The following is a 23,018-nucleotide window of genomic DNA, read 5'->3' on the forward strand; positions in this document are numbered from 1 at the left end:
CCGGCTGAGCCGGCCCTTTCGGCAGGATGACGAAAACGTCAGATGATGACGACTTTGGTGCCTACCCTGACGCGGCTGTAGAGGTCCATGACGTGTTCGTTGATCATGCGGAAGCAGCCATTCGAGGCGCTGGTTCCGATCGACTGCGGCGCGATGGTGCCGTGGATGCGCAGATGCGTGTCCTTCTTGCCGTCATAGAGGTAGATGGCGCGGGCGCCGAGCGGGTTCTGGCCACCGCCGGGCATGCCGTCCTTGTACTGGCCATAATGCTTCGGCTCGCGTTTCTGCATGTCCAGCGTCGGGATCCAGCGCGGCCATTCCTGCTTATCGCCGACCGCTACCGTGCCCTTGAACTGCAGGCCTTCGCGGCCGACCGCAATGGCGTAGCGGCGAGCAGTCGAAGACGATTCGACGAGGTAGAGGCGCCGCGCGCTGGTGTCGATGACGATGGTGCCGGCGTCATAGCCGCTGAATTCCACGTCTTGCGGCACGAATTCAGGCTTCACCTTGAATTGCTTCTTGGCTTCCTTCTTGGCGAGAACCTGATCGAGAGCTCGCGTCTCGGGAAGATAGCTCATCGACGAGCCGGATGAGGTGCCGCCGAAAAGACCGGCGAACAGACCACCGCCGCTCGGCTGTTTCTGGCCGATGACCTCGCTGCGCAGCTCGCCATTGTTGCCGGTCAAGGCGACATTCATGGCTTCGGCCGGAAGCGGCTCGGCCGATTGGATCGGCTCGATTGGCTCGATTGGCTCGACGATCTTGGCAACCTGCTTCTTGGCCGGCTTGGCGTCGGCCACTTCGGTTGCCGCGCTCTTGCCCTTCTTGGCGAGGAACGCCTGCCGTTCAGTGTCGGCCTTGGCCTTGGCTGCCGCGCGCATCGCCAGTTTCCTGGCTTCGAGCGCCTTTGCTTTGGCTGCTTCCTTGTCGGCAACGATCTTGGCCTCGATCTTCTTGATCTGGGCGAGGTCGTCCGGTGTAGGGTTTTTCTTCTTCTTCAGAAGCTTCAATTGCGACGCATCACTCTTGACGGCGACATTGATGGCGCCGGTTTTCTCAACTGAAGGTGCGGCCATATTTGCCGGCGCGCCGGCGAAGGCTGGAGAACTCATGCCGATTGCGGCGCAAAGTCCCAGGAAAATGAAGCTGCGAAGCTGCATGGCGAAGATCCGATCGTTCTATGCTTGTTGCCCACGGCGTCGCCCAGCGCCCCCCAAGGGCGCCGGAAATGCCGCGCGCAATCTATAGTCGAATTAGCGCGGACGCCTCAAGCGGGAGGCCGCGCCTCACCCGGTTGAATCTTCGTGATTGTGCTGCATTTGCCGCGACTGTGTTCAAACGACCACATATCGCGGCTACAGGCGCCGGTGACTACTGGTTCGGGACCTGCGGGGTCGCCGGTGCGGCAGGAGTGGTGCCGCTGGTCGCCGGCGGCGTCGAACCGGCAGGTGCCGGCGTCGGGGCGGTCGCCGGAGCCGCGGCGTCGTTGCCGGACGGCGGCGTCGGCGTGGCGTTGCCTGCGGGCGCCGGGGTGGTCGTGCCGGGCAATTGGTTGAGCACGCCCTTGCCGGCACCATCCGATGTCGCCGGCACGCGGTCGAGGATGTCGATCGGCTTCTCGCCGTAGCGGGCGACGATCGACAGTGTCAGGGACGTTGCGAAAAAGGCCGCTGCCAGGATCGCCGTCGCACGCGTCAGCGCATTGGCAGCGCCGCGCGCGGTCATGAAGCCGGATCCGCCACCGATGCCAAGGCCGCCGCCTTCGGAACGCTGCAGCAGCACCACGCCGACAAGGGCGAGCACGACCATGAGATGGATGACGATCAGTACGGTTTCCATAGTTTATCCTGGCAAGGCCTTGCCCGGCCGCGGACACGACCGGTGAATTGGAGGCGGCTCAATACAATGCTTTGATGGCATTTCCAAGCCCGTGGCCGGAATATGGGAAGCAACGCCTTCTTTGCAACGATTTCCAGCGCCGGGAGCCCCGTCCAGCGTGGCGAATATCTTCAACCGATATTGCGATAAGCCTCGGCGATGGCGAGAAAATCCGCCGCCTTCAGGCTGGCGCCGCCGACCAGCGCGCCGTCGACATTCCTGACGCCGAGCAGTTCGACCGCGTTGGAGGGCTTGACCGAGCCGCCATAGAGAATGCGCACCTTCGCCGCGACGCTGCCGAGCTTTTCCGACAGCTTTTCGCGGATATGTGCGTGTGCTTCGGCAACATCGGCCGCGGTTGGCGTCAGGCCGGTGCCGATCGCCCATACCGGCTCATAGGCAATGATGGTGTTGGACGGGGTGGCGCTTGGCGGCACCGAGCCGTCGACCTGCCGCGACAGTACGTCGAGCGTGGCGCCCGCTTCACGCTGCTGCTGCGTCTCGCCAATGCAAATGATGGCCACAAGCCCGGCACGCCAGGCGGCGGAAGCCTTGGCCTGGACCGTCGCGTCATCCTCGCCGCGCTGCTCGCGGCATTCTGAATGGCCGACGATCACATGGCTGGCGCCGGCATCCCTAAGCATTTCCGCCGAGATGCAACCGGTATAGGCGCCGCTCTCCTTGGTGTGGCAATCCTCACCGCCGGCATGCACCGGCGTGCGCGACAGGATCTCCGCGGCGTGGGCAAGCAGGGTTGCGGGAACGCAAACCAGCGCTTCGGTCTCCGCATCGAGTCCACTCATGAAACCGTTGCCGATCATCCTGAGCTCGTTGAGCGAGGCGCTGGTGCCGTTCATTTTCCAGTTGCCGGCGACGAGCGGGCGAATTCCTGGTGTCATGGGTTTGCTTCTCCGGGCGACATCGGGGTCTGGCCCTCACTACCAAAATCAGGCCACAAAGCAATCGACAGTGGACCGGAAGGGCGCTATTGCGCTTGTTTCAGACTCGGCGCATGCGAAAATGCGCATAAATCGGAAGTAAAAATGCTTGGTATATTGAGAAGCGCGGCAGGCACCTGGGTCGCGAAAGGGCTGTTGGTGCTGCTGGTGCTCAGCTTTTTGGTCTGGGGCGTTTCCGGACGGCTGATGGGCGGTCTCGCCGGCCATGATTCGGTCATAACCGCTGGTGGCACCAAGGTGTCGATCAACGAATACCGTCTCGCCTATGATCGCCAGCTCGCCGTCATGTCGCAGCAGTTCGGCCAGCGTCTCAGCCACGAACAGGCAAAGGCACTCGGTGTCGACAACCAGGTGCTGGCGCAGCTCGTCTCGGGTGCCGTTCTCGACGAACAGGCACGCAAACTGGGCCTCGGACTTTCCAAGGACCGGCTGGCCGAGCTGACGCGCGAAGACCCGGCCTTCAAGGGCCCGGGCGGCCAGTTCGACCGCAGAACGTTCGAATACATGCTGCAGCAGATTGGCATGCGGCCGGCGGATTATCTGAAGAACCGTGCCCAGGTGGCGGTGCGCCAGCAGATCGTCGAGGCGGTCTCGGATGGCCTCAAGGCTCCGGACACTTTCTTCAAGGCGGTTGCGCTCTATCGCGGCGAAGACCGCACCATCGACTATTTGACGCTGCCCAAGGCACTGGTCGAGCCGATCGCGCCGCCGTCCGACAGCGTGCTTTCGACCTATTTCGAGGCCAACAAGAAGACATACGCGGCGCCCGAATACCGCAAATTCTCCTATGTCCGCCTTGAACCGGTCGACATCATGGATACGACCGCCGTCACCGACAGCCAGGTCAGCGACGACTACAACAAGAACAAGGCGCGCTACACCACGCCGGAACTGCGCACCATCGAGCAGCTTGTTTTCAAGACGCCGGATGCGGCCAAGGCCGCGCTCGATTCGCTCAAGGCAGGCGCAACCTTCGACAAGCTCGTCACGGCGGAAGGCAAAACCCCGGCCGATACGCTGCTCGGCACGCTGTCCAAGGACAAGATCGCCGACAAGGCTGTCGCCGATGCGGCCTTCGCCCTCAATGCCAATGAAGTCAGCCAGGTCGTGCAGGGTGCCTTTGGCCCGGTGCTGCTGCGCGTCACCGAGATCAAGCCAGAGGTGGTGAAGCCGCTGACCGAAGTGTCCGATCAGATCCGCAAGGACCTGGCGCTGGGCGAGGCAAGCCGCATCCTGCTGGACGTGCGTGACAATTACGAAGACGCCCGCGCCGCCGGCAGTTCGCTGGCCGACGCCGCCACCAAGCTGAAGCTGAAGATCGTCACCATCGACGCCATCGACCGTAGCGGCCTGAGGCCCGACGCCAGCATCGTTAAGGACCTGCCGCAATCACCGGAGTTGATCAAGGCTGTCTTCGACGCGGAACCCAACACCGAAAACGATGCCTTGACCACGGCGGACAACGGCTTCGTTTTCTATGAGGTGGCCTCCATTACGCCGGCTCGTGACCGGACGCTGGACGAGGTTCGTCAGAAAGTCGTCGCCGACTGGACGGCGGCGGAGACGACCAAGCGGCTTGCGGCCAAGGCTGACGAGCTCGAAAAGCGCCTCAAGGCCGGCGCCACGCTCGACGTCATCGCCGGCGAACTGAAGCTGGAAAAGCAGACCAAGCGCGGCGTCAAGCGCGAGGCCGACGATGTCGATTTCGGCAAGGAAGGCGCGGCAGCGATGTTCGGCGTCGGCGAAGGCGGCACCGGCCTGATCCCCTCGCCCACCGGCGACGGACAGATCCTGTACAAGGTCGCCGAAGTGTTCGAGCCCGCCGGAGCCGATGCCAGTTCGGTGCCGGACGATGCGCAGAAATCCTTCACCTCCGGCATGTCTGACGACCTGCTCGACCAACTGGTGGCGCAGCTGCAGACGCAATACGACGTTCGCATCGACCAGGCCGCCGTTGCCCAAGCCTCGACAAGATGAGCGCGCTGAAAACCCATATCGCCAAGGTCGCGACCGGAAGCGCGCTTTCCTTCGAGGAAGCGCGCGAGGCCTTCGACATCATCATGTCGGGTGACGCAACTCCCGGCCAGATCGGCGGCTTCCTGATGGCGCTGCGCGTACGCGGCGAGACGGTGAGCGAGATTTCCGGCGCCGTCGCCACCATGCGCGCCAAGATGCTGCGCGTCGACGCGCCGGACGGCGCCATCGATATCGTCGGCACGGGCGGCGACAATTCCCACAGCGTCAACATTTCGACGGCGTCGGCTTTCGTCATTGCCGGCAGCGGTGTGCCGGTCGCCAAACACGGCAATCGCGGCCTGTCATCGCTGACAGGGGCGGCCGACGTGCTGGTTGCACTCGGCGTCAAGATCGACATATCGCCCGAGTTTATCGGTCGTTGCATCCACGAGGCGGGCGTCGGCTTCATGTTCGCGCCCGCGCACCATCCGGCGATGAAGCATGTCGGTCCGACCCGCGTCGAACTCGGCACTCGCACCATCTTCAACCTGCTCGGGCCCCTCTCCAACCCGGCCGGCGTCAAGCGGCAGATGGTCGGTGTGTTCCTGCCGGAATGGATCCTGCCGGTGGCCGAGACGCTGAAGGCGCTGGGCGCCGAGCATGCCTGGGTTGCCCATGGCGACGGCTATGACGAGATCACCACCACCGGCGAGACACAGGTCGCCGAACTGATCGGCGGCGAGATACGCAGCTTCACCCTGACCCCTGAAGCGGTTGGGTTGGCGCGCCACAGCAAGGATGAATTGCGCGGCGGCGACGCGGACTACAACGCCAAGGCATTGCGCGATATGCTGGGCGGGGCTGCCGGTGCCTATCGCGACACAGTGCTGATGAATGCCGGTGCCGGGCTGGTGGTGGCCGGCAAGGCGACGACGCTTGGCGACGGCATCGTGACGGCGGCGCAAGCCATCGACAGCGGCCGGGCGCTGCAGGTGCTCGACAGGCTGGTCGAGATTTCGAACGGATAGAACGTGTCTGACATTCTTCGCAAGATCGAGGCCTATAAGCGCGACGAGATCGCTGCCGCAAAGGCACGCGTGCCGCTCGCCGAGATCAAGGCGCGAGCGAAGGACGCGGACGCACCGCGCGGCTTTCTTGCCGCACTCGAAGCGAAGCGCAAATCCGGCGCCTTCGCGCTGATCGCCGAGATCAAGAAGGCGAGCCCCTCCAAGGGCCTGATCCGCGCCGACTTCGACCCTCCGGCATTGGCGCAGGCCTATGCCAGGGGCGGTGCTGCCTGTCTTTCGGTACTGACCGATGCGCCGTCTTTCCAGGGCGCGCCCGAATTTCTCACCAGGGCGCGAGCCGCCGTCACCCTGCCCGCGCTGCGCAAGGACTTCTTGTTCGACCCGTATCAGGTCTACGAAGCCCGCGCCTGGGGCGCGGATGCCATCCTGATCATCATGGCCAGCGTCGACGACGCCTTGGCCAGCGACCTCGAATCGACGGCGTTCGAACTCGGCATGGATGCGCTGATCGAAGTGCATGACGAGGCCGAGACGCAGCGCGCGCTAAAGCTGTCGTCGCGGCTGATCGGCATCAACAACCGCAATCTGCGCACATTCGAGACCAGCCTCGACACCTCTGTGCGGCTGGCGACGATGGTGCCGGCCGACCGCTTGCTGATCAGCGAGAGCGGCATCTTCTCGCATGACGATTGCCTCAGGCTGCAAAAGAGCGATATCGGCACCTTTCTGGTCGGCGAGAGCCTGATGCGGCAACGGGACGTCACCACGGCGACCCGCCTGCTGCTGACAGGCAAGGCTTTGGCCGAGGCGATCTGACGATGACATCAGGCCTCACCCATCTCGGCGCGCAGGGCGAGGCCAACATGGTCGATGTCGGCGACAAGGCGGAGACGACACGCACGGCGATCGCCGAAGGCTTTGTCGCGATGCGGCCCGAGACCTTGAAAATGATCCTCGCCGGCAACGCCAAGAAGGGCGACGTGCTCGGCACCGCGCGCATCGCCGGCATCATGGCGGCGAAGAAGACGCATGACCTGATCCCGCTCTGCCATCCGCTGCTTCTGACCAAGGTTTCCGTCGACATCGAGCCGGACCATGCTCTGCCCGGCCTGAAGGTCACGGCACTGGCGCGCGTCACCGGCAAGACAGGCGTGGAGATGGAAGCGCTGACCGCCGCTTCGGTCGCCTGCCTGACCATCTACGATATGGCCAAGGCGGTGGACCGCGCCATGGTCATCTCCGGCATTCGACTGGTCGAAAAGACCGGCGGCAAGTCGGGCGCGTACAAGGCTGGCGCCTGATGGCGCTGGTTCCAATCGCCGACGCGCTCGAGCGCCTGCTCGAGGGTGCGGCACCTTTGGCCGGCGAAAGCGTTCCCCTGTTCGAGGCTGTGGATCGCGTGCTGGCGGAACCGCTTGTTGCGTTGCGTACCCAGCCGCCCTTCAACGCTTCCGCCATGGATGGCTACGCAGTCCGCGCTGTCGATGTGACTTCGGTGCCGTCGAGACTTTCGGTGATCGGCATGGCACCGGCCGGGCGTGGCTTTGATGGCACGGTCGGCCAGGCCCAGGCCGTGCGCATCTTCACCGGCGCGCCGTTGCCTGAAGGCGCCGACACCATCGTCATCCAGGAAAATGTCCGGGATCTCGGCGGCGGCGACATCGAAGTGATCGAACCGACGGCGGAATGGCGTAACATCCGCCGCATCGGCCTCGACTTTTCGAAAGGCGATGTTCTGCTGGAAATAGGCCGCGTGCTCGACCCGGCGGCGCTGTCGCTCGCGGCATCGGCGAACCACCCACGGGTCAGCGTGGTAAAACGGCCGCTGGTCGCCATCATCGCCACCGGCGATGAATTGTTGCCGCCCGGCAGCGAACTTGGGCCGGACCAGATCATCTCATCCAATGCCTATGGCGTTGCCGCGACAGCACAATCGGTCGGCGCCCGCGCGCTCGATCTCGGCATAGCCGCCGACCGCAAGGACGCGATTGCTGCCTTGGTGAAAAAGGCGGTCACTGCCGGCGCGGATGTCATAGTCACGCTGGGTGGTGCCTCGGTTGGTGATCACGACCTGATCCATGACGTGCTGACCGGCGAAGGCATGACGCTCGGCTTCTGGAAGATCGCCATGCGCCCCGGCAAGCCGCTGATGTTCGGCCGCCTCGGCGACATCAGATGCATCGGCCTGCCCGGCAACCCAGTGGCAAGCCTGGTCTGCTCGCAGCTGTTCCTGAAGCCGCTGCTGGCGCGGCTCGGTGGCCGCGATCATCGCCCGGACATTCGTCCGGCGCGATTGCGCGCCGCAATGCCGGCCAATGATCTGCGCCAGGACTATGTGCGTGCCGTGGTCAGGGAAGATGACGGCGCGCTGGTGGCGACGCCGTTCGGCATCCAGGATTCCTCGATGCTGAGAATGCTGGCCGACGCCAATGGACTGATCGTGCGGGCGCCGTTTGCCCCCGCTGCGGCCGCAGGCGAAGCTTGCAGCGTTCTGATGCTGCGCTGAAGAAGTTCTGGCAAGCCTTTAATAAAGCTGTGAAAATTTAAATTGGTTACTCCGAGATCAAGGCCCGTGTCAGCGGATGCGCCGGATCGGCAAGCCCGTTGACGATGTCGAAATGATGCCGGTCGGGCTCGACGACGGTGCTGGTCGCCGCGCCGAGGCCGGTCCAAATGTTGGCAAGCAGCGCGTTCTGGCGAAGAAACTCGGCGCGCTCGCCACCACCGGCCCAGCAGGTGATGCGGGCGCCGTCCATGGGTCGCAGCAGCGCCGGACTTTCAGCCAGCGCCTCCTCTTCGTCGATTGCCAGTGCCTTGTTCATCCCGGTGCGCATGAGCGGACGCAGGTCGTGGAGGCCTGAAATCGAAACGACATGGCGTATGCGCCGCGCCACATCGGCCGCCAGAGGCGTTGATATCGTCACCATTCGAGTGGCGAGATGGCCGCCGGCCGAATGTCCGGTCAGCATCAGCGGCCCGTCGATCATTGCCGCTGCCTTGCCGATAGCCGCGCCGATTTCCCCGACTATACCGGCAATGCGTATGTCCGGGCACAGCGTGTAGGACGGCATCGCCACGGCAAAGCCGCTGCTGACCGCGCCATTGGCGAGGTGCGACCACAAACTCTTGTCGGTCTCCAGCCAGTAACCGCCATGGATGACCACCACCAGCCCCTTGGGCGCGGCAGTGGGAAGGAAAAGATCAAGCCGATTGCGCCGCCCGTCACCATAGGCGATGTCGAACTGTGCCCGGCCCTCCACCGAGAGCGCATCACGAAATGCTTGCGCCGGCTCAGCCCACGCGGCCGGCCAGCGGTCGCTACCGGCGATGTTCGCGCCATTGGCATAGGCATCGTCCCAATCGACAACGTGACGTTCGAACATCTGCGCCCTCCACCAAAACGGCATCGCTTCTGAGCTAGCAATGGCCAGCGCAATGCCGTGCGTCAATGCTTCAGAGCCAAAACATTTTAGGCTTGAAACAAATTTCGACTGGTGCGATCCTGCCATGACGAACAGCCGACAAAATGGGAGGTCCGCTGTGCTGCCCCAAACCTGCAGACATCAGCCCTTTCGAGTGGCGACGTCTGAGCAAGGTGCGACTGGCAGAAGCCTCCTCGGGAAAAGTAGGACACCTTCTCCACCACACCGGCCAGACGCCTCGCGCACTGGCCAGGCAGCAGACGGGATAGCGGCGACATGCTTGGGCCTTCAGCGCATATCGACACATTCACACGCGATCACCTGCCGCCTCCGGAGCAATGGCCGGATTTCCTGCTCGACGGCTTTCACTATCCCGAACGTCTCAATGCCGGCGTCGAACTGACCGACAGGCTGGTCGAGAAGGGCCTCGGTGACCACACCGCGCTGATCGGCAATGGCCGCCGCCGCACCTACAAGGAACTGTCCGACTGGACGAACAGGCTGGCCCACGCGCTGGTCGAGAATTACGGCGTCAAGCCGGGCAACCGGGTGTTGATCCGCTCCGCCAACAACCCCGCCATGGTCGCCTGCTGGCTGGCCGCCACCAAGGTCGGCGCCGTGGTTGTCAACACCATGCCGATGCTGCGCGCCGGCGAGCTTGCCAAGATCGTCGACAAGGCGGAAATCACCGTCGCGCTCTGCGATACCAGGCTGATGGATGAGATGACCGCCTGCGTCAAGGGCAGCGCGTTCCTCAAACAGGTCATCGGCTTCGACGGCACCGCCAACCATGATGCCGAACTCGACCGTGCCGCTCTCGACAAGTCGGTTACCTTCACCGCCGTCGACACCGGCCGCGACGATGTCGCGCTTCTCGGCTTCACCTCGGGCACGACAGGCGTGCCGAAGGCGACGATGCATTTCCACCGTGATCTCCTGATCATCGCCGACGCCTACGCCCGCGAAATCCTCCAGGTAACGCCGGACGACATCTTCGTCGGCTCGCCGCCGCTGGCCTTCACCTTCGGCCTTGGCGGGCTCGCCATTTTCCCGCTGCGCTTCGGTGCCGCGGCGACGCTGCTGGAACAGGCGACGCCGCCCAACATGATCCACATCATCGAGACCTATAAGGCGACCGTCTCCTTCACCGCGCCGACCGCCTACCGCGCCATGCTGAAGGCCATGGATGAAGGGGCCGACCTGTCATCGCTGCGCGTCGCCGTTTCGGCCGGCGAGACCTTGCCCGCTCCGGTTTTCGAGGAGTGGACGCAAAAAACCGGCAAGCCGATTCTCGACGGCATCGGCGCCACCGAAATGCTGCACATCTTCATCTCCAACCGTTTTGGCGACATGAAGCCCGCGTCGACCGGCAAGCCGGTGGGCGGTTACGAGGCGCGCATCGTCGATGATGAGATGCGGGAGGTGCCGCGCGGCGCGACCGGCAGGCTGGCGGTGCGCGGGCCGACCGGCTGCCGCTACATGGCCGATGACAGGCAGAAGGAATACGTCCGCGACGGCTGGAACCTCACCGGCGACACTTTCACCCAGGACGAAGACGGCTTCTTTCATTTCGCCGCGCGCTCCGACGACATGATCGTCAGCGCCGGCTACAACATCGCCGGGCCTGAGGTCGAGGCGGCACTGCTGTCGCATCCGGACGTCGCCGAATGCGCGGTGATCGGCGCGGACGATGCCGGGCGCGGCCAGATCGTCGAGGCGCATGTCGTGCTGGTGCAGGGCGTCGCGCCTGACGCGTTGACCACCAAGCGCCTGCAGGACCATGTCAAGGCAACGATCGCACCCTATAAATACCCGCGATCGGTGAAATTCATCGCCGCCCTGCCCAAGACCCAGACCGGCAAGATCCAGCGCTTCCGGCTGCGCACGGAGAAAATCAATTGAGCGAGCCCTACGATCCGGCGTCCGAAGGCGCACAGATGTCGTTCAAGGAGCGCATGTCCTACAGCGACTATCTGCACCTGGAGAAAGTGCTGGAGGCCCAGACGCCGCTGTCGTCGGCGCATGACGAGATGCTGTTCATCATCCAGCACCAGACCTCTGAACTCTGGATGAAGCTCGCTCTGCACGAGATCGGCGCGGCGATCCGTTCCATCCGCGCCGATCGGCTCGAGCCGAGCTTCAAGATGCTGTCGCGCGTTGCCCGCATCTTCGAGCAGCTGAACAACGCCTGGGATGTGCTGCGGACGATGACGCCCAGCGAATACACCGAGTTCCGCGACGCGCTCGGCCAGTCTTCGGGTTTCCAGTCCTGGCAGTATCGTGCCATCGAATTCATGGCCGGCAACCGCAACCTCGCCATGCTCGGGCCGCACAAGCATCGGCCGGATCTCAGCGGGAAGCTGGAGGCAATCCTGGCCGAACCATCGCTCTACGACGAAGCGCTGCTGCTTTTGGCGCGCAACGGATTCGACATCGGTGCCGACGCCAGGCGCACGGACTGGCGTGAGACACGAACCGAGAATGAAGAGGTCCTGGTCGCCTGGCAGACCATCTACCGCGACCCGCAGCGCTACTGGATGTTCTACGAACTGGCCGAGAAGCTGGTCGACTTCGAGGATTATTTCCGCCGCTGGCGCTTCAACCACGTCACCACGGTCGAGCGCATCATCGGCCTGAAACGCGGCACCGGCGGCACGTCGGGTGCATCGTACCTCAAGAAGATGCTTGAGGTCGTGCTGTTTCCGGAGCTGTGGACGGTCCGCACCCGGCTCTGACATCATCGAAATGAGAACAGGCATACCGAGGGGACGCGCTTGTGGCGGAAAACCCTTCGCGAACAACCGAGGATTGACTGACCATGGGTGGAATTCCTGATCTCGCTGCGATCGAAGCGATGGATGCCACGGATCCGCTGCGCGCCATGCGCGATCGTTTCATTCTGCCGGAGGGGGTGATCTATCTCGACGGCAATTCTCTCGGGGCAGCGTCGCATGCCGTTTTCGGCGAGCTGCAGCAGGCGGCTACCAAGGAATGGGCCCAGGATCTCATCCGGGCCTGGAATACGGCCGGATGGTTCGAGATGCCGATCGAACTCGGCGATCAGCTTGGACGCCTGATCGGAGCCGCGGCCGGCCAGACCGTCGTCTGCGATACGACGTCGACCAACATCTACAAGGTGTTGCATGCGGCGATGGAGATGCGGCCCGGCCGGTTGGCCATCGTCGCCGAGGGCGACAGTTTTCCGACCGACCTGTACATCGCCGAAGGCGTGGCCTCGACCCGGGATGGCGCCTTGCTGCGTCTCGCGGGCGTCGACGCACCAACCATTGAAGAACTGATCGACGAAAGCGTCGCGGTGGTACTGGTCAACCACGTCAATTACAAATCGGGTGAACTGCGCGACATGGCGGCGCTGACGCGCAAGGCTCATGCGGCCGGAGCGCTGATCGTCTGGGATCTCTGCCACACCGCGGGCGCTCTGCCGGTCGAGCTCGACCGCGCAAATGCCGATTTCGCTGTCGGCTGCACCTACAAGTACCTCAACGGGGGGCCGGGCGCGCCGGCCTTCATCTATGCCGCCCAGCGCCACCATGGCGAGATCAGCCAGCCACTCAGCGGCTGGTGGGGGCATGCACGGCCCTTTGCCTTCGAACGGGGTTATGTGGCCGGCACCGGCATCCGCCGCTTTCTGTGCGGCACGCAGCCGGTCCTATCGATGCGGGCGCTCAAAGGTGCGCTTGCCATCTGGAACGACGTCGACATGGCGGAATTGCGAAAGAAAAGCGTCGCGCTGACCGAACTGTTCATCCAGCTCGTCGAAGCGAAGTGCGGCGCCTATGGTCTCACGCTGGAGAGCACCCGCGACGCGACCAGGCGCGGCAGCCAGGTGTCGTTCCTTCACGATCATGGCTATCAAATCATGCGGGCGCTGATCGAGCGGGGGGTGATCGGTGACTTCCGCGCGCCATCGACCATCCGTTTCGGCTTCACGCCACTCTATGTCGGCTACAAGGATGTGTGGCTGGCGGTTGAGGTGCTGGAAGACATTCTGCGCACGGGTGCATGGAAGGACCAGCGTTTCGCCGTCAAGGAGGCCGTTACCTGACGCAGCCGTCCCGACGACTGTTGTCGCGCCCTTGCCTATTGGCGGGATGACGGAGGGACGAATTTCCAGCGCACGAATCCGGTCGCCGCTGGTGGACAGCACTGGCATCACCAAATTAACCAAGGTTGGCATTTTGGCTTCGTTTCGTTCACGGCAGACGAATGCACAGAAGGCTGGGAATACCCCGTCGCGGATCCATGGGCAGCTCATGCCAAGCTTGGGCCAGGGATGGGCGGGCAGCCCATTAACCATAACAATTTCAATGCCGGCAAGCGCATTGTGACGGGATGCAGTCGTCGGCGAGGCCCGGCAGCGAGCTGCCAATAATTTCGATCCCCTTAATAAATTCATTAAACTTTAAACAGTTGCGGAACACAACTGGAACAGATAGTGTTTGTTCTGGGTTTGTTTTCTGATTCTGGTTTTAGGTACCCTGGGGGCCGCCATGCTGACACGCAAGCAACACGAACTGCTGATGTTCATCCATGAACGCCTGAAGGAAAGCGGCATTCCGCCATCCTTCGACGAGATGAAGGAGGCGCTCGACCTTGCCTCCAAATCCGGAATTCATCGGTTGATCACGGCTCTGGAAGAGCGCGGCTTCATTCGCCGACTGCCCAACCGGGCACGCGCGCTGGAAGTGCTGCGGTTGCCGGACTCGATCGCGCCCGGCCTCAACGCGGCGAAAAAGTTCTCGCCAAGCGTCATCCAGGGCAGTCTTGGTCAGACTAGTCTCGGTCAGGGCGGCGTTGGCCGACAGATCAAGCCGGCGTCTTCGCGGATGCCTTCGGCCGGCAATGACGACGACGTGGTCTCCGCCGTGTCGATCCCGGTGATGGGTCGTATCGCCGCCGGTGTGCCGATCGATGCCATCCAGCACCAGACGCATTCGATCTCGGTGCCGCCGGACATGATCATGGGCGGCGAGCACTATGCCCTGGAGGTCAAGGGTGACTCGATGATCGAGGCCGGCATCTTCGACGGCGATACCGTCATCATCCGCAATGCCGATACGGCCAGCCCCGGCGAGATCATCGTGGCGCTGGTGGATGAAGAGGAAGCGACGCTGAAGCGGTTCCGCCGCAAGGGCGCCTCGATTGCTCTCGAAGCCGCCAATCCGGCCTATGAAACCCGGATTTTCGGACCCGACAGGGTCAAGGTGCAAGGCAAGCTCGTCGGTTTGATCCGCCGCTACTGAGGCGGCTGCGGTTTAGCCGCTGGCTTCTCGGGTCTCTGGAAGGGCGGCAGTCCCCTCGCCTCACGCGAGAATTTGCGTTGTACATGCCAGGGCCGATATGGCCTGTCCACGGCGAAGCTGATTGTCGCTGGCGTGGTCGCCGATTGGCGATCGAAGAAGACGGCAGCACTGCCTTTGCGAGCCAGTTGCCGTTTGGTGATGACGAGAACCAGTGGGTTGTGACAGGCGTCATAGGCCGTCGCGTCATTGATGACGATCAGGTCGGCGAAACCACAGGCTTTCCAGGTGTCCTTTCGATCCTCGACATAGGCAATGAATGCACCGGACGGATGCCTGGCGAGACAAACGCCTGATGTGCAATAGAACGGCGCTCCCGGCGGCATTTCAGCGGCATCCCTGACGTCGAATTGGCCATCGCCTTCGTTGAACACCTCCGGCATGACGATGGTTTCGGATGTCAGCGCGCGTTTCCAGTTGTCGACGGTGAATTCGTTCGGGCGCGCGCGGCTGACGGCAAGTTCGCCACCGCCGATCGGCAACGCAACCAGCCTTGCGTCCTCCGAGATCAGCACGTCGGGTGTGCGCGTATCCGAGACGGTCAGCAGGCCGGCAAGCGCGAAGGGAAGAGCCGCGAGCCGCAGCCATGTCGTCGCCATCGTCGCGATGACCAGGGCAATCGCCACCAGCAGGACAGACTGCTGAGAAATCAGTCCGACCGCATCGACAGGCGAACGCTCGGAGATCCAGCCCGATATGGCGATCATCAGCGTAAGTCCCTTGCCCATCAGGTAGAGGGCCGGCCAGTCCAACCCAAACGGCATCAGCAACGCGCTGGCGACGGCCAGAAACATGACGACTGTCACGATGGGCATGATGGCCAGATTGGCGAACAGGCTGAGCGGCGACACACGCTGAAAATGCCAAATGGCAAACAGCGCCGTGGCGCCGCCGGCGATGATGGAAGTCATGGAAAGGCCGCCCGCCGCCAGCAGGAATTTTCGCGTCAGGAAACTGGGCAGCGATCGCTTTGGCGGCGGTGGTCTCGCCTTTCCTGCACGATGATCCGCCCAGCCGGCGTAGGCGCCGACGAGTGCGGCGGTCGCGGCGAAGGACATCTGGAAACTCGGGCCGACCACCTCGTGCGGCGACACCACAATGACGGCGATCGCCGAGATCGCCAGATTGCGCATCGTCAGCGCCGCTCGATCGAACAGCACTGCAATCAGCATCACCGCCAGCATGATGAAACTGCGCTCGGCGGCAACGACGACCCCGGAAATGATGAGATAGGCGGCGATCGAGAAAAGTGCGGCGGCGGCGGCGTATTTCTTGACCGGGCGACGCGCGGAAAAATCCGGAAACAGGGCGAAGGCGCCGCGCAGCAAACCCATGATGGTGCCGGCGACCAACGCCATGTGCAGTCCGGAAATAGAGATGATGTGGTAAATGCCGGTGCGCCGCATCGCTTCGTTGATTTCATCGGGGATGCCGGCGCGAACGCCGACGATCAGCGCCGCGGCGATCTCGCCTTCGGCGCCACCGACGCTGCCCCTGATGTGATCGGCAATGGCTTCACGGGCTTTTTCGATCCCCGAGGAAAGGCGGGCTGCCAGCGGCATATAGTCGTCGGTGACGACGAGTTTTGGATTGCCGAGAAAGAACCCGCTGCCGCCGATGCCGGCAAAATAGCTGTCGAAGGAGAAGTCGTAGCTGTCCGGCCGCACCGGCCCGGTCGGCGGCAACAGCCTGGCATATCCAGTGATCAGGGAGCCGGCGGTCATGTCCGCCGGGATCTTTCGTGTCGAAAGCCGCACCCTCTCCGGCGCATAGCGCAGTTTCGGCCTTGCAGTCGACGTCACGTCGATGGTCAGCCGGATGCGGCCGCTCTCCATCCGGTCGACCGAGACGATCCGGCCGGTCACCTGCGTCGAGATTTCCGAACCCAGCATCTGTGTGCCGGCGCGCCATGTCTCGACCTTTGCGGCGAGCAGCCCGAGCACACACAAAAGCGCCGCCATGAAGCACAAATGGGTTCTCGGCCAGGAACGCGAGATCAGCGCACAGAGCCCCGCCAAGATGACGACTGCGACAGGCTTTGCGAAGTCCGGCTCCGCCGCCAGCGAAAAATAGCCGATCGCTCCGCTCGCCAGGCAGACCGGCACCAGCAGGAAGGCCACGCCACGGTCGAGTTCCAGCCCTGCGGCCGCGGCCACGCTGTAGCGCAGGCGAGGCAGCGAAATCCGGCCGATTTGCCGGCGAACGCGTACGATCCTGCCGGTTTCGGCAGTTGGAACGGAGGCGGAGACATCCGCTTGAAGCGGCGCCTTGCCGGGATCCGGCATGAGGGGCGATGGCGTCGGCAGCGGAGTTGGCAGAGGCGCAAACAGGAATCGCTCGCTGACGCCAACGGCAGCGTCCTCGCCCTGATCCGAGCCCCAGCCTCGTCCAGCCATCGGGTCTGCCCCTTGCGCCCTCGACACCCTATGCTACATGAACGCCGGGCGCGCGAAAGTCCGCGCAACCGCACCCCGCTTCAGATGCTTTCCGAGAGTTCCATGTCCGACAAGGTCGTAACCCGTTTTGCCCCCTCGCCCACCGGCTACCTGCATATAGGCGGCGCGCGCACGGCGCTGTTCAACTGGCTGTACGCAAAGCACACGAGCGGCACGATGCTGCTGCGCATCGAGGACACCGACCGCGAACGCTCCAACGAAGCCGCGACCTCTGCCATCCTCGACGGGCTTTCCTGGCTCGGCCTCAGCTGGGACGGTGAGCCGGTGTCGCAGTTCGAGCGTGCGCCGCGCCATCGCGAGGTGGCCGAGGAGCTGGTGCGCATGGGCAAGGCCTATTATTGCTATGCCACGCCAGCCGAGCTGGAGGCGATGCGCGAGGCGGCCAGAGCCAAGGGACTGCCGCCACGCTATGATGGCCGCTGGCGTGACCGTGACCTCTCAGAAGCGCCTGCAGGCGCCAAGGGCGCCATCCGCATCAAGGCGCCGACCGAGGGGGAGACCATCGTCCATGACCGTGTCCAGGGCGAGGTGCGCTTTCCCAACAAGGATCTCGATGACTTCATCATCCTGCGTTCGGACGGCAACCCGACCTATATGCATGCCGTCGTCGTCGACGATCATGACATGGGCGTAACCCATATCATTCGCGGCGACGATCATCTGACCAACGCCGCCCGCCAGACGGTGATCTACAACGCCATGGGCTGGGACGTGCCGTCCATGTCGCATATCCCGCTGATTCACGGTGCCGATGGCGCCAAGCTGTCGAAACGGCACGGCGCGCTGGGCGTCGAGGCCTATCGTGCCATGGGTTATCTGCCCGAGGCGCTGCTGAACTACCTGGCGCGCCTCGGCTGGAGCCATGGCGACGACGAGATCATGTCGATCGAGGACATGATTTCCTGGTTCGATATCGGCGATGTCAACAAGGGCGCGGCCCGATTCGACTTCGCCAAGCTGGAGGCGATCAACGGCGCGCATATGCGCCGCATGAGCGACGCCGAACTGTTCGATATCTTCATCGCCACTCTGCCCTATCTCGAAGGCGGCCCGGCGATGGCGGCGCGCCTGAACGACAGCAACAAGGCGCAGTTGCTGGCGGCACTTCCGGGCCTGAAGGAGCGCGCCAAAACGCTGGTCGAACTCGTCGATGGCGCCGCCTTCCTGTTCGCCACGCGGCCACTGCCGATCGATGACAAGGCGGCCCTTGTGCTCAATGCCGATGCCCGCAATATCCTGCGCGGCGCTCACGAAGCTTTGAACGGGCTTACGAGCGACTGGACAGCGGCTGCAGCGGAGGCCGCGATCCGCGAGGTTGCCATGGCCGGCGGCCACAAGCTCGGCGCCGTGGCCCAGCCTTTGCGCGCCGCATTGACCGGCAAGAGCACCTCGCCGGGCGTGTTCGATGTGCTTGCCGTGCTCGGCCGCGAGGAAAGCCTGGCGCGCATAGCAGACCAAATCGATTAGGAGCAAACTGGCCCAAGAAGATTGGCATTGAAAGGCGGGTTTCGCAGTGCAACATTAGGCCTTGGCCCAATCTGGCACGCACCCTCCTGAAATGCGGTGGCGAATAAGCGCATTGCGGTGATTTCGACGTGTCGCTTTGCAGAATTTGCCTTTGCCGGCATGAGGAAACAAGAAGGAGTTTGCAATGACCGAAGCTGCGAAAAAACTGGATTTGGGCGGCAAGACCCAGGAGGCCACGGCAACGCTTGCATTCGCCGGCAAGACCCATGAATTCAAGATGCGAAGCGGTTCGGTCGGGCCTGATGTCATCGACATCGCCTCGCTCTACTCCACCACCGGCGCCTTCACCTACGATCCCGGCTTCACCTCGACGGCAAGCTGCGAGTCCGAAATCACCTTCATCGACGGCGACGCCGGAATCCTCTTGCACCGCGGCTATCCGATCGACCAGTTGGCCGAACACGGCGACTTCCTCGAGGTTTGCTATCTCCTGCTCTACGGTGAATTGCCGACCAAGGCCCAGAAGGACGATTTCGACTACCGCGTGACGCGCCACACCATGGTGCACGAACAGATGTCGCGCTTCTTCACCGGTTTCCGCCGCGATGCGCACCCAATGGCGGTGATGTGCGGCGTGGTCGGCGCTCTGTCGGCCTTCTATCACGACTCCACCGACATTTCCGACCCCTACCAGCGCATGGTTGCCTCCATGCGGCTGATCGCCAAGATGCCGACGATCGCGGCGATGGCCTACAAATACCACATCGGCCAGCCCTTCATTTACCCGAAGAACGAGCTGAATTTCGCCGCCAACTTCCTGCATATGTGCTTTGCCGTGCCGTGCGAGGAATACAAGATCAATCCGGTGCTGGCGCGCGCCATGGAGCGTATCTTCATCCTGCACGCCGATCACGAGCAGAACGCCTCGACCTCGACCGTTCGTCTCGCCGGCTCTTCGGGCGCCAACCCGTTCGCGTGCATCGCCGCCGGCATCGCTTGCCTGTGGGGGCCAGCCCATGGCGGCGCCAATGAAGCGGCGCTCAACATGCTGGGCGAGATTGGCCATGTCGACCACATCCCCGAGTTCATCGCGCGCGCCAAGGACAAGAACGACCCGTTCCGGTTGATGGGCTTTGGCCACCGCGTCTACAAGAACTACGATCCGCGCGCCAAGATCATGCAGAAGACGGCGCACGAGGTTCTGGGCGAACTCGGAATCAAGGACGATCCGCTGCTCGACATCGCCATGGAACTGGAAAAGATCGCGCTGACCGATCCCTATTTCATCGAGAAAAAGCTCTACCCGAACGTCGACTTCTATTCCGGCATCACGTTGAAGGCGCTGGGCTTCCCCACCACCATGTTCACCGTGCTGTTCGCGGTCGCCCGCACCGTCGGCTGGATCGCGCAGTGGAAAGAGATGATCGAGGATCCGCGCCAGAAGATCGGCCGCCCGCGCCAGCTCTATACCGGTGCGCCGGAGCGCGACTACGTGCCGATCGCCAAGCGGTGACAGGGGACGAGAGCGAATAGCGAATAGCGAATAGCCAGTAGCGAATAGGGAGTTTTATATAGACCGAGGCGGTGAGAACCGCCTTCTTCCTACTCGCTACTCGCTACTCGCTACTCGCTACTCGCTACTCGCTCTTTTGATATACCGCATCACCACCTGCGCGGCGATGTCACCTGAGGGACGATCGGTCGCCATGCGCCTGGCGACCTCGGCGAAGCCGTCCTTTTGCCAGCTGCGGTAGGGCGTATCGGAAAATAGCGCCTCAAGCTGCCGCGCCAGATATTGCGGCCTCACATACTGGTTGTAGTGTTCCGGCACGACCGTCCGGTCGGCGATCAGATTGGGCAGGGCGGCGCTCCACACCGTGATCAGGGCTTGCGCCATGCGCATGACCGGATCCAGCCGGTAGCATGAGATCATCGGCACGCCCGACAACGCCAGTTCCAGCGATACCGTTCCCGACGCGATCAACGCCGCATCGGCCTTGCCGAAAGCCTGCCATTTGCGCACCGGTTCGAGCAGGATCTCCGGCTTTTCATCCCAGCTGGCGACCGAGGCCCTGACCAGATCCGCGACATGCGGCACCGTCGGCAAGAGCAGCCGCAGCCGGTGTCCGCGCGCGCGCAAGACAGACACCGTCTCGCCAAAAACACCGATTAGCCGGCGCACTTCACCGCGACGCGAGCCCGGCAGCACGAGCAGCGTCTTGACACGATCGGGGGACAGGTCGCGTTCAGGCCCTTGCATCTTCGCGGCGCCGAGCACGCCCGGATCATGGGTCAGGCGATGGCCGACATACGTTCCAGGCGGACCGCCAAGGCGGTCGAGCGCTCTCACCTCGAAGGGCAGGATGCACAGGATATGGTCGACATAGGGCTTCATCGTCACCGCCCTGCCCGGCCGCCATGCCCAAACGCTGGGGCAGACATAGTGGATGATCGGGATCGAAGGGTTGGCGGCGCGCACCTTCTTTGCCACGCGCAGCGAAAAATCCGGACTGTCGATAGTGATGAGACAATCCGGCTGTTCACCGGCGACCAGATTTGCCATCTGGCCGATGCGCCGCATCAAGCGCGGCAGATCACGCAGGATGGCGGTAAAGCCCATGAGGGCAATCTCACTGCCATCGAACGGGGAAGCAAGCCCTAGCGCCTGCAAATGGCGTCCGCCAATACCGATGAGCCTGATGTCGCGGCCGGTTGCGCGTTTCAGCGCCTCGACAATATCGGCGCCGAGCAGATCGCCGGACTCCTCGCCGGCGACGATGGCGATCTTCAATGCCCTGTCAGCCATTGTGCGGCTCCGTCGCGGCAGACAGGCCAATGACGAACAGACCGAGTGCATTGGCACGTGCGATGGTTTCGGGACCCTCGAGAACCAGTGATCGGCCGGCTTCGATGGCGATGCCGGTCAGCCCGGCCGCATGCGCCGCCTCGATCGTCTGCGGGCCAATCGAGGGCAGATCGGCTCGCAGCTCCTGACCCGGTTTAGCGCATTTGACAAGGACGCCACGCGTCCTGCCGGCAAGCCTGCCATGGCCGCGCAGCTCCTTCGTGCGCCGGAGCAGCCCGTCCGTCCCCTCGATGCCCTCCAGGGCGATGGCGCGGCCGCCAATGGCGATCGCCGCCTGACCGATGTCGAGCGCGCCGATGGCTTTCGCAGCCGCGTACGCGGCCTCGATATCACGCCGATCCGATTTCAAGGGAGCAGCCTTGGTCAGGACACCCTCGACAGCGACAAGATCCGGTACGACCTGATGGGCGCCGACGATCTTGACCCCGCGAGCCTCGAGACCGCGTGCCAGAATCTTCAGCAGGCCGTCATCGCCACGGGCGAGCGCCATCACCAGCATGGGCACCAGCGCGAGCAGGCCGAAACTTAGCCGCATGTCGGTCAGTTTTGGCCGGCGTTTGATCTCACCAGCCAGAACGAGATGGGTGATCTTCCGGCGTTTCAGCAACGAAGCCAGCGCGCCGATTTGTTCGAGAGCAAGGCTCTCGTGCTCGTATCTGTAGAGTTCGGATCCACGGTCGACCTCGCCTTCGACCATGATGATGAATGGGGGATAGCGCTGCCCCTCAAGACCCCGGGCGACTTCCACGGGAAGATGACCACCGCCGGCGATAACGCCTACCCTGGCGCCTGGTGCGAGAACGAGACCAGTTGCTTCTGTTTCTGTCTCAGTCTTCGTCATCGACATCGTTGCCATCGCCGCCCTTTAGCGACGGCACAGCATAGTGCCGCTTGCCGCGACTGGTGATGAAATCGATGATCTTCATGGCGGTCGGCGACGACGCGAACTCCGCCTTGGCGAATTCGATGTTCTCGCCAACGGTGCGGGAACGATCGAAGATCATCCTGTAAGCCTTGCGCAGCACAAGGATTTCGGACCTCGGCAGGCCGGAGCGCTTCAGGCCGATGATGTTGAGGCCGCGCAGGCTGGCGCGGTTGCCGACCGCGATTGCAAAGGGAATGACGTCGCCGACGATCGCCGAGCAGCCGCCCAGAAAGGCGTTGTCGCCGATACGGACGAACTGATGCACGGCGGTCAGGCCGCCGATATAGACGTTGTTGCCGACCTCGCAATGGCCGCCCAGCGTCGCGCCATTGGCGAAGGTCGCGTTGTTGCCGACGACGCAATCATGGGCAATGTGGGCGTAAGCAAGGAAATTGCCATTGTCGCCGACCGTCGTCTCACCCCGGCTGGAATCGGTGCCGAGATGCATGGTCACGCCTTCGCGGATCGTGCAGTTCTTGCCGATGACCAGCGTGGTGCGGCCGCCCTTGTGCTTGGTGTTCTGCGGCGGTGCGCCCAATGTCGCCATCGGATAGACCTTGGTCGAGGCGCCGATTGACGTCGCGCCCATCACCGAGACATGACTGACCAGCTCGACGCCATCGCCGATCACCGCATCGGCGCCGACGTGGCAGAACGGTCCGATGCGCACGCCTTGGCCGATTTGCGCGCCTTGCTCCACAACGGAGGAAGCATGGATGGATGTCTTGATTTTCATAAGC

Annotated in this window: 19 protein-coding genes; 11 read left to right on the forward strand and 8 right to left on the reverse strand. The window is 63.3% G+C overall.

All coding sequences use genetic code 11. From position 1 onward, the window contains the following. Nucleotides 1-38: 38 nt before the first annotated feature. The 3 genes from NKI73_RS05085 to tpiA form a co-directional block, all read right to left on the reverse strand. Nucleotides 39-1,160, reverse strand: coding sequence for a L,D-transpeptidase (locus NKI73_RS05085; RefSeq protein ID WP_352627766.1), 1,122 nt, complete (start codon nucleotides 1,158-1,160; stop codon nucleotides 39-41). Nucleotides 1,161-1,371: 211 nt separating this feature from the next. Beyond that, nucleotides 1,372-1,839: a preprotein translocase subunit SecG gene (gene secG, locus NKI73_RS05090; RefSeq protein WP_352627767.1), complete on the reverse strand. Its 468-nt coding sequence runs from the start codon at nucleotides 1,837-1,839 to the stop codon at nucleotides 1,372-1,374. 170 nt (nucleotides 1,840-2,009) lie between these two features. Next, a complete protein-coding gene (tpiA, locus tag NKI73_RS05095; protein WP_352627768.1) occupies nucleotides 2,010-2,777 on the reverse strand; it encodes a triose-phosphate isomerase in 768 nt (255 codons plus the stop codon). A gap of 144 nt (nucleotides 2,778-2,921) precedes the next feature. On the opposite strand from tpiA, the gene NKI73_RS05100 reads away from it, so the two are divergent. From NKI73_RS05100 to NKI73_RS05120, 5 genes are read left to right on the forward strand one after another with little or no spacing between them, the layout of a single operon-like run. Then, nucleotides 2,922-4,814, forward strand: coding sequence for a SurA N-terminal domain-containing protein (locus NKI73_RS05100; protein ID WP_352627769.1), 1,893 nt, complete (start codon nucleotides 2,922-2,924; stop codon nucleotides 4,812-4,814). After that, nucleotides 4,811-5,821 (forward strand): anthranilate phosphoribosyltransferase, encoded by a 1,011-nt coding sequence (trpD, locus tag NKI73_RS05105; protein WP_352627770.1) that lies wholly within the window; start codon nucleotides 4,811-4,813, stop codon nucleotides 5,819-5,821. The genes NKI73_RS05100 and trpD overlap by 4 nt, the downstream gene beginning before the upstream one ends. A 3-nt stretch (nucleotides 5,822-5,824) precedes the next feature. Next, a complete protein-coding gene (gene trpC / locus NKI73_RS05110) occupies nucleotides 5,825-6,637 on the forward strand; it encodes an indole-3-glycerol phosphate synthase TrpC (protein WP_352627771.1) in 813 nt (270 codons plus the stop codon). 2 nt (nucleotides 6,638-6,639) lie between these two features. After that, on the forward strand, nucleotides 6,640-7,122 hold the full coding sequence (gene moaC, locus NKI73_RS05115) for a cyclic pyranopterin monophosphate synthase MoaC (protein ID WP_352627772.1): 483 nt from the start codon (nucleotides 6,640-6,642) through the stop codon (nucleotides 7,120-7,122). Next, the gene (locus NKI73_RS05120) at nucleotides 7,122-8,327 is read left to right on the forward strand and encodes a molybdopterin molybdotransferase MoeA (protein ID WP_352627773.1); all 1,206 of its coding nucleotides are present in this window, start codon (nucleotides 7,122-7,124) and stop codon (nucleotides 8,325-8,327) included. Before moaC ends, NKI73_RS05120 begins: the two co-directional genes overlap by 1 nt. Nucleotides 8,328-8,373: 46 nt before the next feature. On the opposite strand, the gene NKI73_RS05125 is transcribed toward NKI73_RS05120, so the two are convergent. After that, nucleotides 8,374-9,204, reverse strand: coding sequence for a hormone-sensitive lipase (locus NKI73_RS05125; RefSeq protein WP_352627774.1), 831 nt, complete (start codon nucleotides 9,202-9,204; stop codon nucleotides 8,374-8,376). A 315-nt stretch (nucleotides 9,205-9,519) separates the two neighbouring features. On the opposite strand from NKI73_RS05125, the gene NKI73_RS05130 reads away from it, so the two are divergent. The 4 genes from NKI73_RS05130 to lexA all read left to right on the forward strand — a co-directional run bounded on the left by NKI73_RS05130 (nucleotide 9,520) and on the right by lexA (nucleotide 14,507). Continuing rightward, a complete protein-coding gene (locus NKI73_RS05130; protein ID WP_352627775.1) occupies nucleotides 9,520-11,145 on the forward strand; it encodes an AMP-binding protein in 1,626 nt (541 codons plus the stop codon). Continuing rightward, nucleotides 11,142-11,978: a tryptophan 2,3-dioxygenase gene (gene kynA / locus NKI73_RS05135; RefSeq protein WP_027036649.1), complete on the forward strand. Its 837-nt coding sequence runs from the start codon at nucleotides 11,142-11,144 to the stop codon at nucleotides 11,976-11,978. The genes NKI73_RS05130 and kynA overlap by 4 nt, the downstream gene beginning before the upstream one ends. A gap of 83 nt (nucleotides 11,979-12,061) precedes the next feature. Then, the gene (gene kynU, locus NKI73_RS05140; protein WP_352627776.1) at nucleotides 12,062-13,309 is read left to right on the forward strand and encodes a kynureninase; all 1,248 of its coding nucleotides are present in this window, start codon (nucleotides 12,062-12,064) and stop codon (nucleotides 13,307-13,309) included. 445 nt (nucleotides 13,310-13,754) lie between these two features. Beyond that, a complete protein-coding gene (lexA, locus tag NKI73_RS05145; RefSeq protein WP_352627777.1) occupies nucleotides 13,755-14,507 on the forward strand; it encodes a transcriptional repressor LexA in 753 nt (250 codons plus the stop codon). On the opposite strand, the gene NKI73_RS05150 is transcribed toward lexA, so the two are convergent. Further along, nucleotides 14,501-16,960: a ComEC/Rec2 family competence protein gene (locus tag NKI73_RS05150; protein WP_352627778.1), complete on the reverse strand. Its 2,460-nt coding sequence runs from the start codon at nucleotides 16,958-16,960 to the stop codon at nucleotides 14,501-14,503. The two genes, lexA and NKI73_RS05150, sit on opposite strands and share 7 nt — an antisense overlap. Nucleotides 16,961-17,062: 102 nt before the next feature. Between NKI73_RS05150 and gltX the strand changes: the two genes are divergently transcribed. Further along, a complete protein-coding gene (gene gltX, locus NKI73_RS05155) occupies nucleotides 17,063-18,487 on the forward strand; it encodes a glutamate--tRNA ligase (protein ID WP_352627779.1) in 1,425 nt (474 codons plus the stop codon). A 184-nt stretch (nucleotides 18,488-18,671) separates the two neighbouring features. Next, nucleotides 18,672-20,000, forward strand: a complete 1,329-nt coding sequence (gene gltA / locus NKI73_RS05160; protein WP_352627780.1) for a citrate synthase — start codon at nucleotides 18,672-18,674, stop codon at nucleotides 19,998-20,000. Nucleotides 20,001-20,117: 117 nt separating this feature from the next. On the opposite strand, the gene lpxB is transcribed toward gltA, so the two are convergent. The 3 genes from lpxB to lpxA are packed head-to-tail and all read right to left on the reverse strand — an operon-like array spanning nucleotide 20,118 to nucleotide 23,014. After that, nucleotides 20,118-21,293, reverse strand: a complete 1,176-nt coding sequence (lpxB, locus tag NKI73_RS05165; protein WP_352627781.1) for a lipid-A-disaccharide synthase — start codon at nucleotides 21,291-21,293, stop codon at nucleotides 20,118-20,120. Next, the gene (locus tag NKI73_RS05170; protein WP_502905580.1) at nucleotides 21,286-22,194 is read right to left on the reverse strand and encodes an LpxI family protein; all 909 of its coding nucleotides are present in this window, start codon (nucleotides 22,192-22,194) and stop codon (nucleotides 21,286-21,288) included. The genes lpxB and NKI73_RS05170 overlap by 8 nt, the downstream gene beginning before the upstream one ends. After that, nucleotides 22,181-23,014, reverse strand: a complete 834-nt coding sequence (gene lpxA, locus NKI73_RS05175; RefSeq protein ID WP_352627783.1) for an acyl-ACP--UDP-N-acetylglucosamine O-acyltransferase — start codon at nucleotides 23,012-23,014, stop codon at nucleotides 22,181-22,183. Before lpxA ends, NKI73_RS05170 begins: the two co-directional genes overlap by 14 nt. Nucleotides 23,015-23,018 lie beyond the last annotated feature (4 nt).

Origin of the sequence: Mesorhizobium sp. M0496 (genome assembly GCF_040321205.1) — a bacterium.
Lineage (GTDB): Bacteria > Pseudomonadota > Alphaproteobacteria > Rhizobiales > Rhizobiaceae > Mesorhizobium.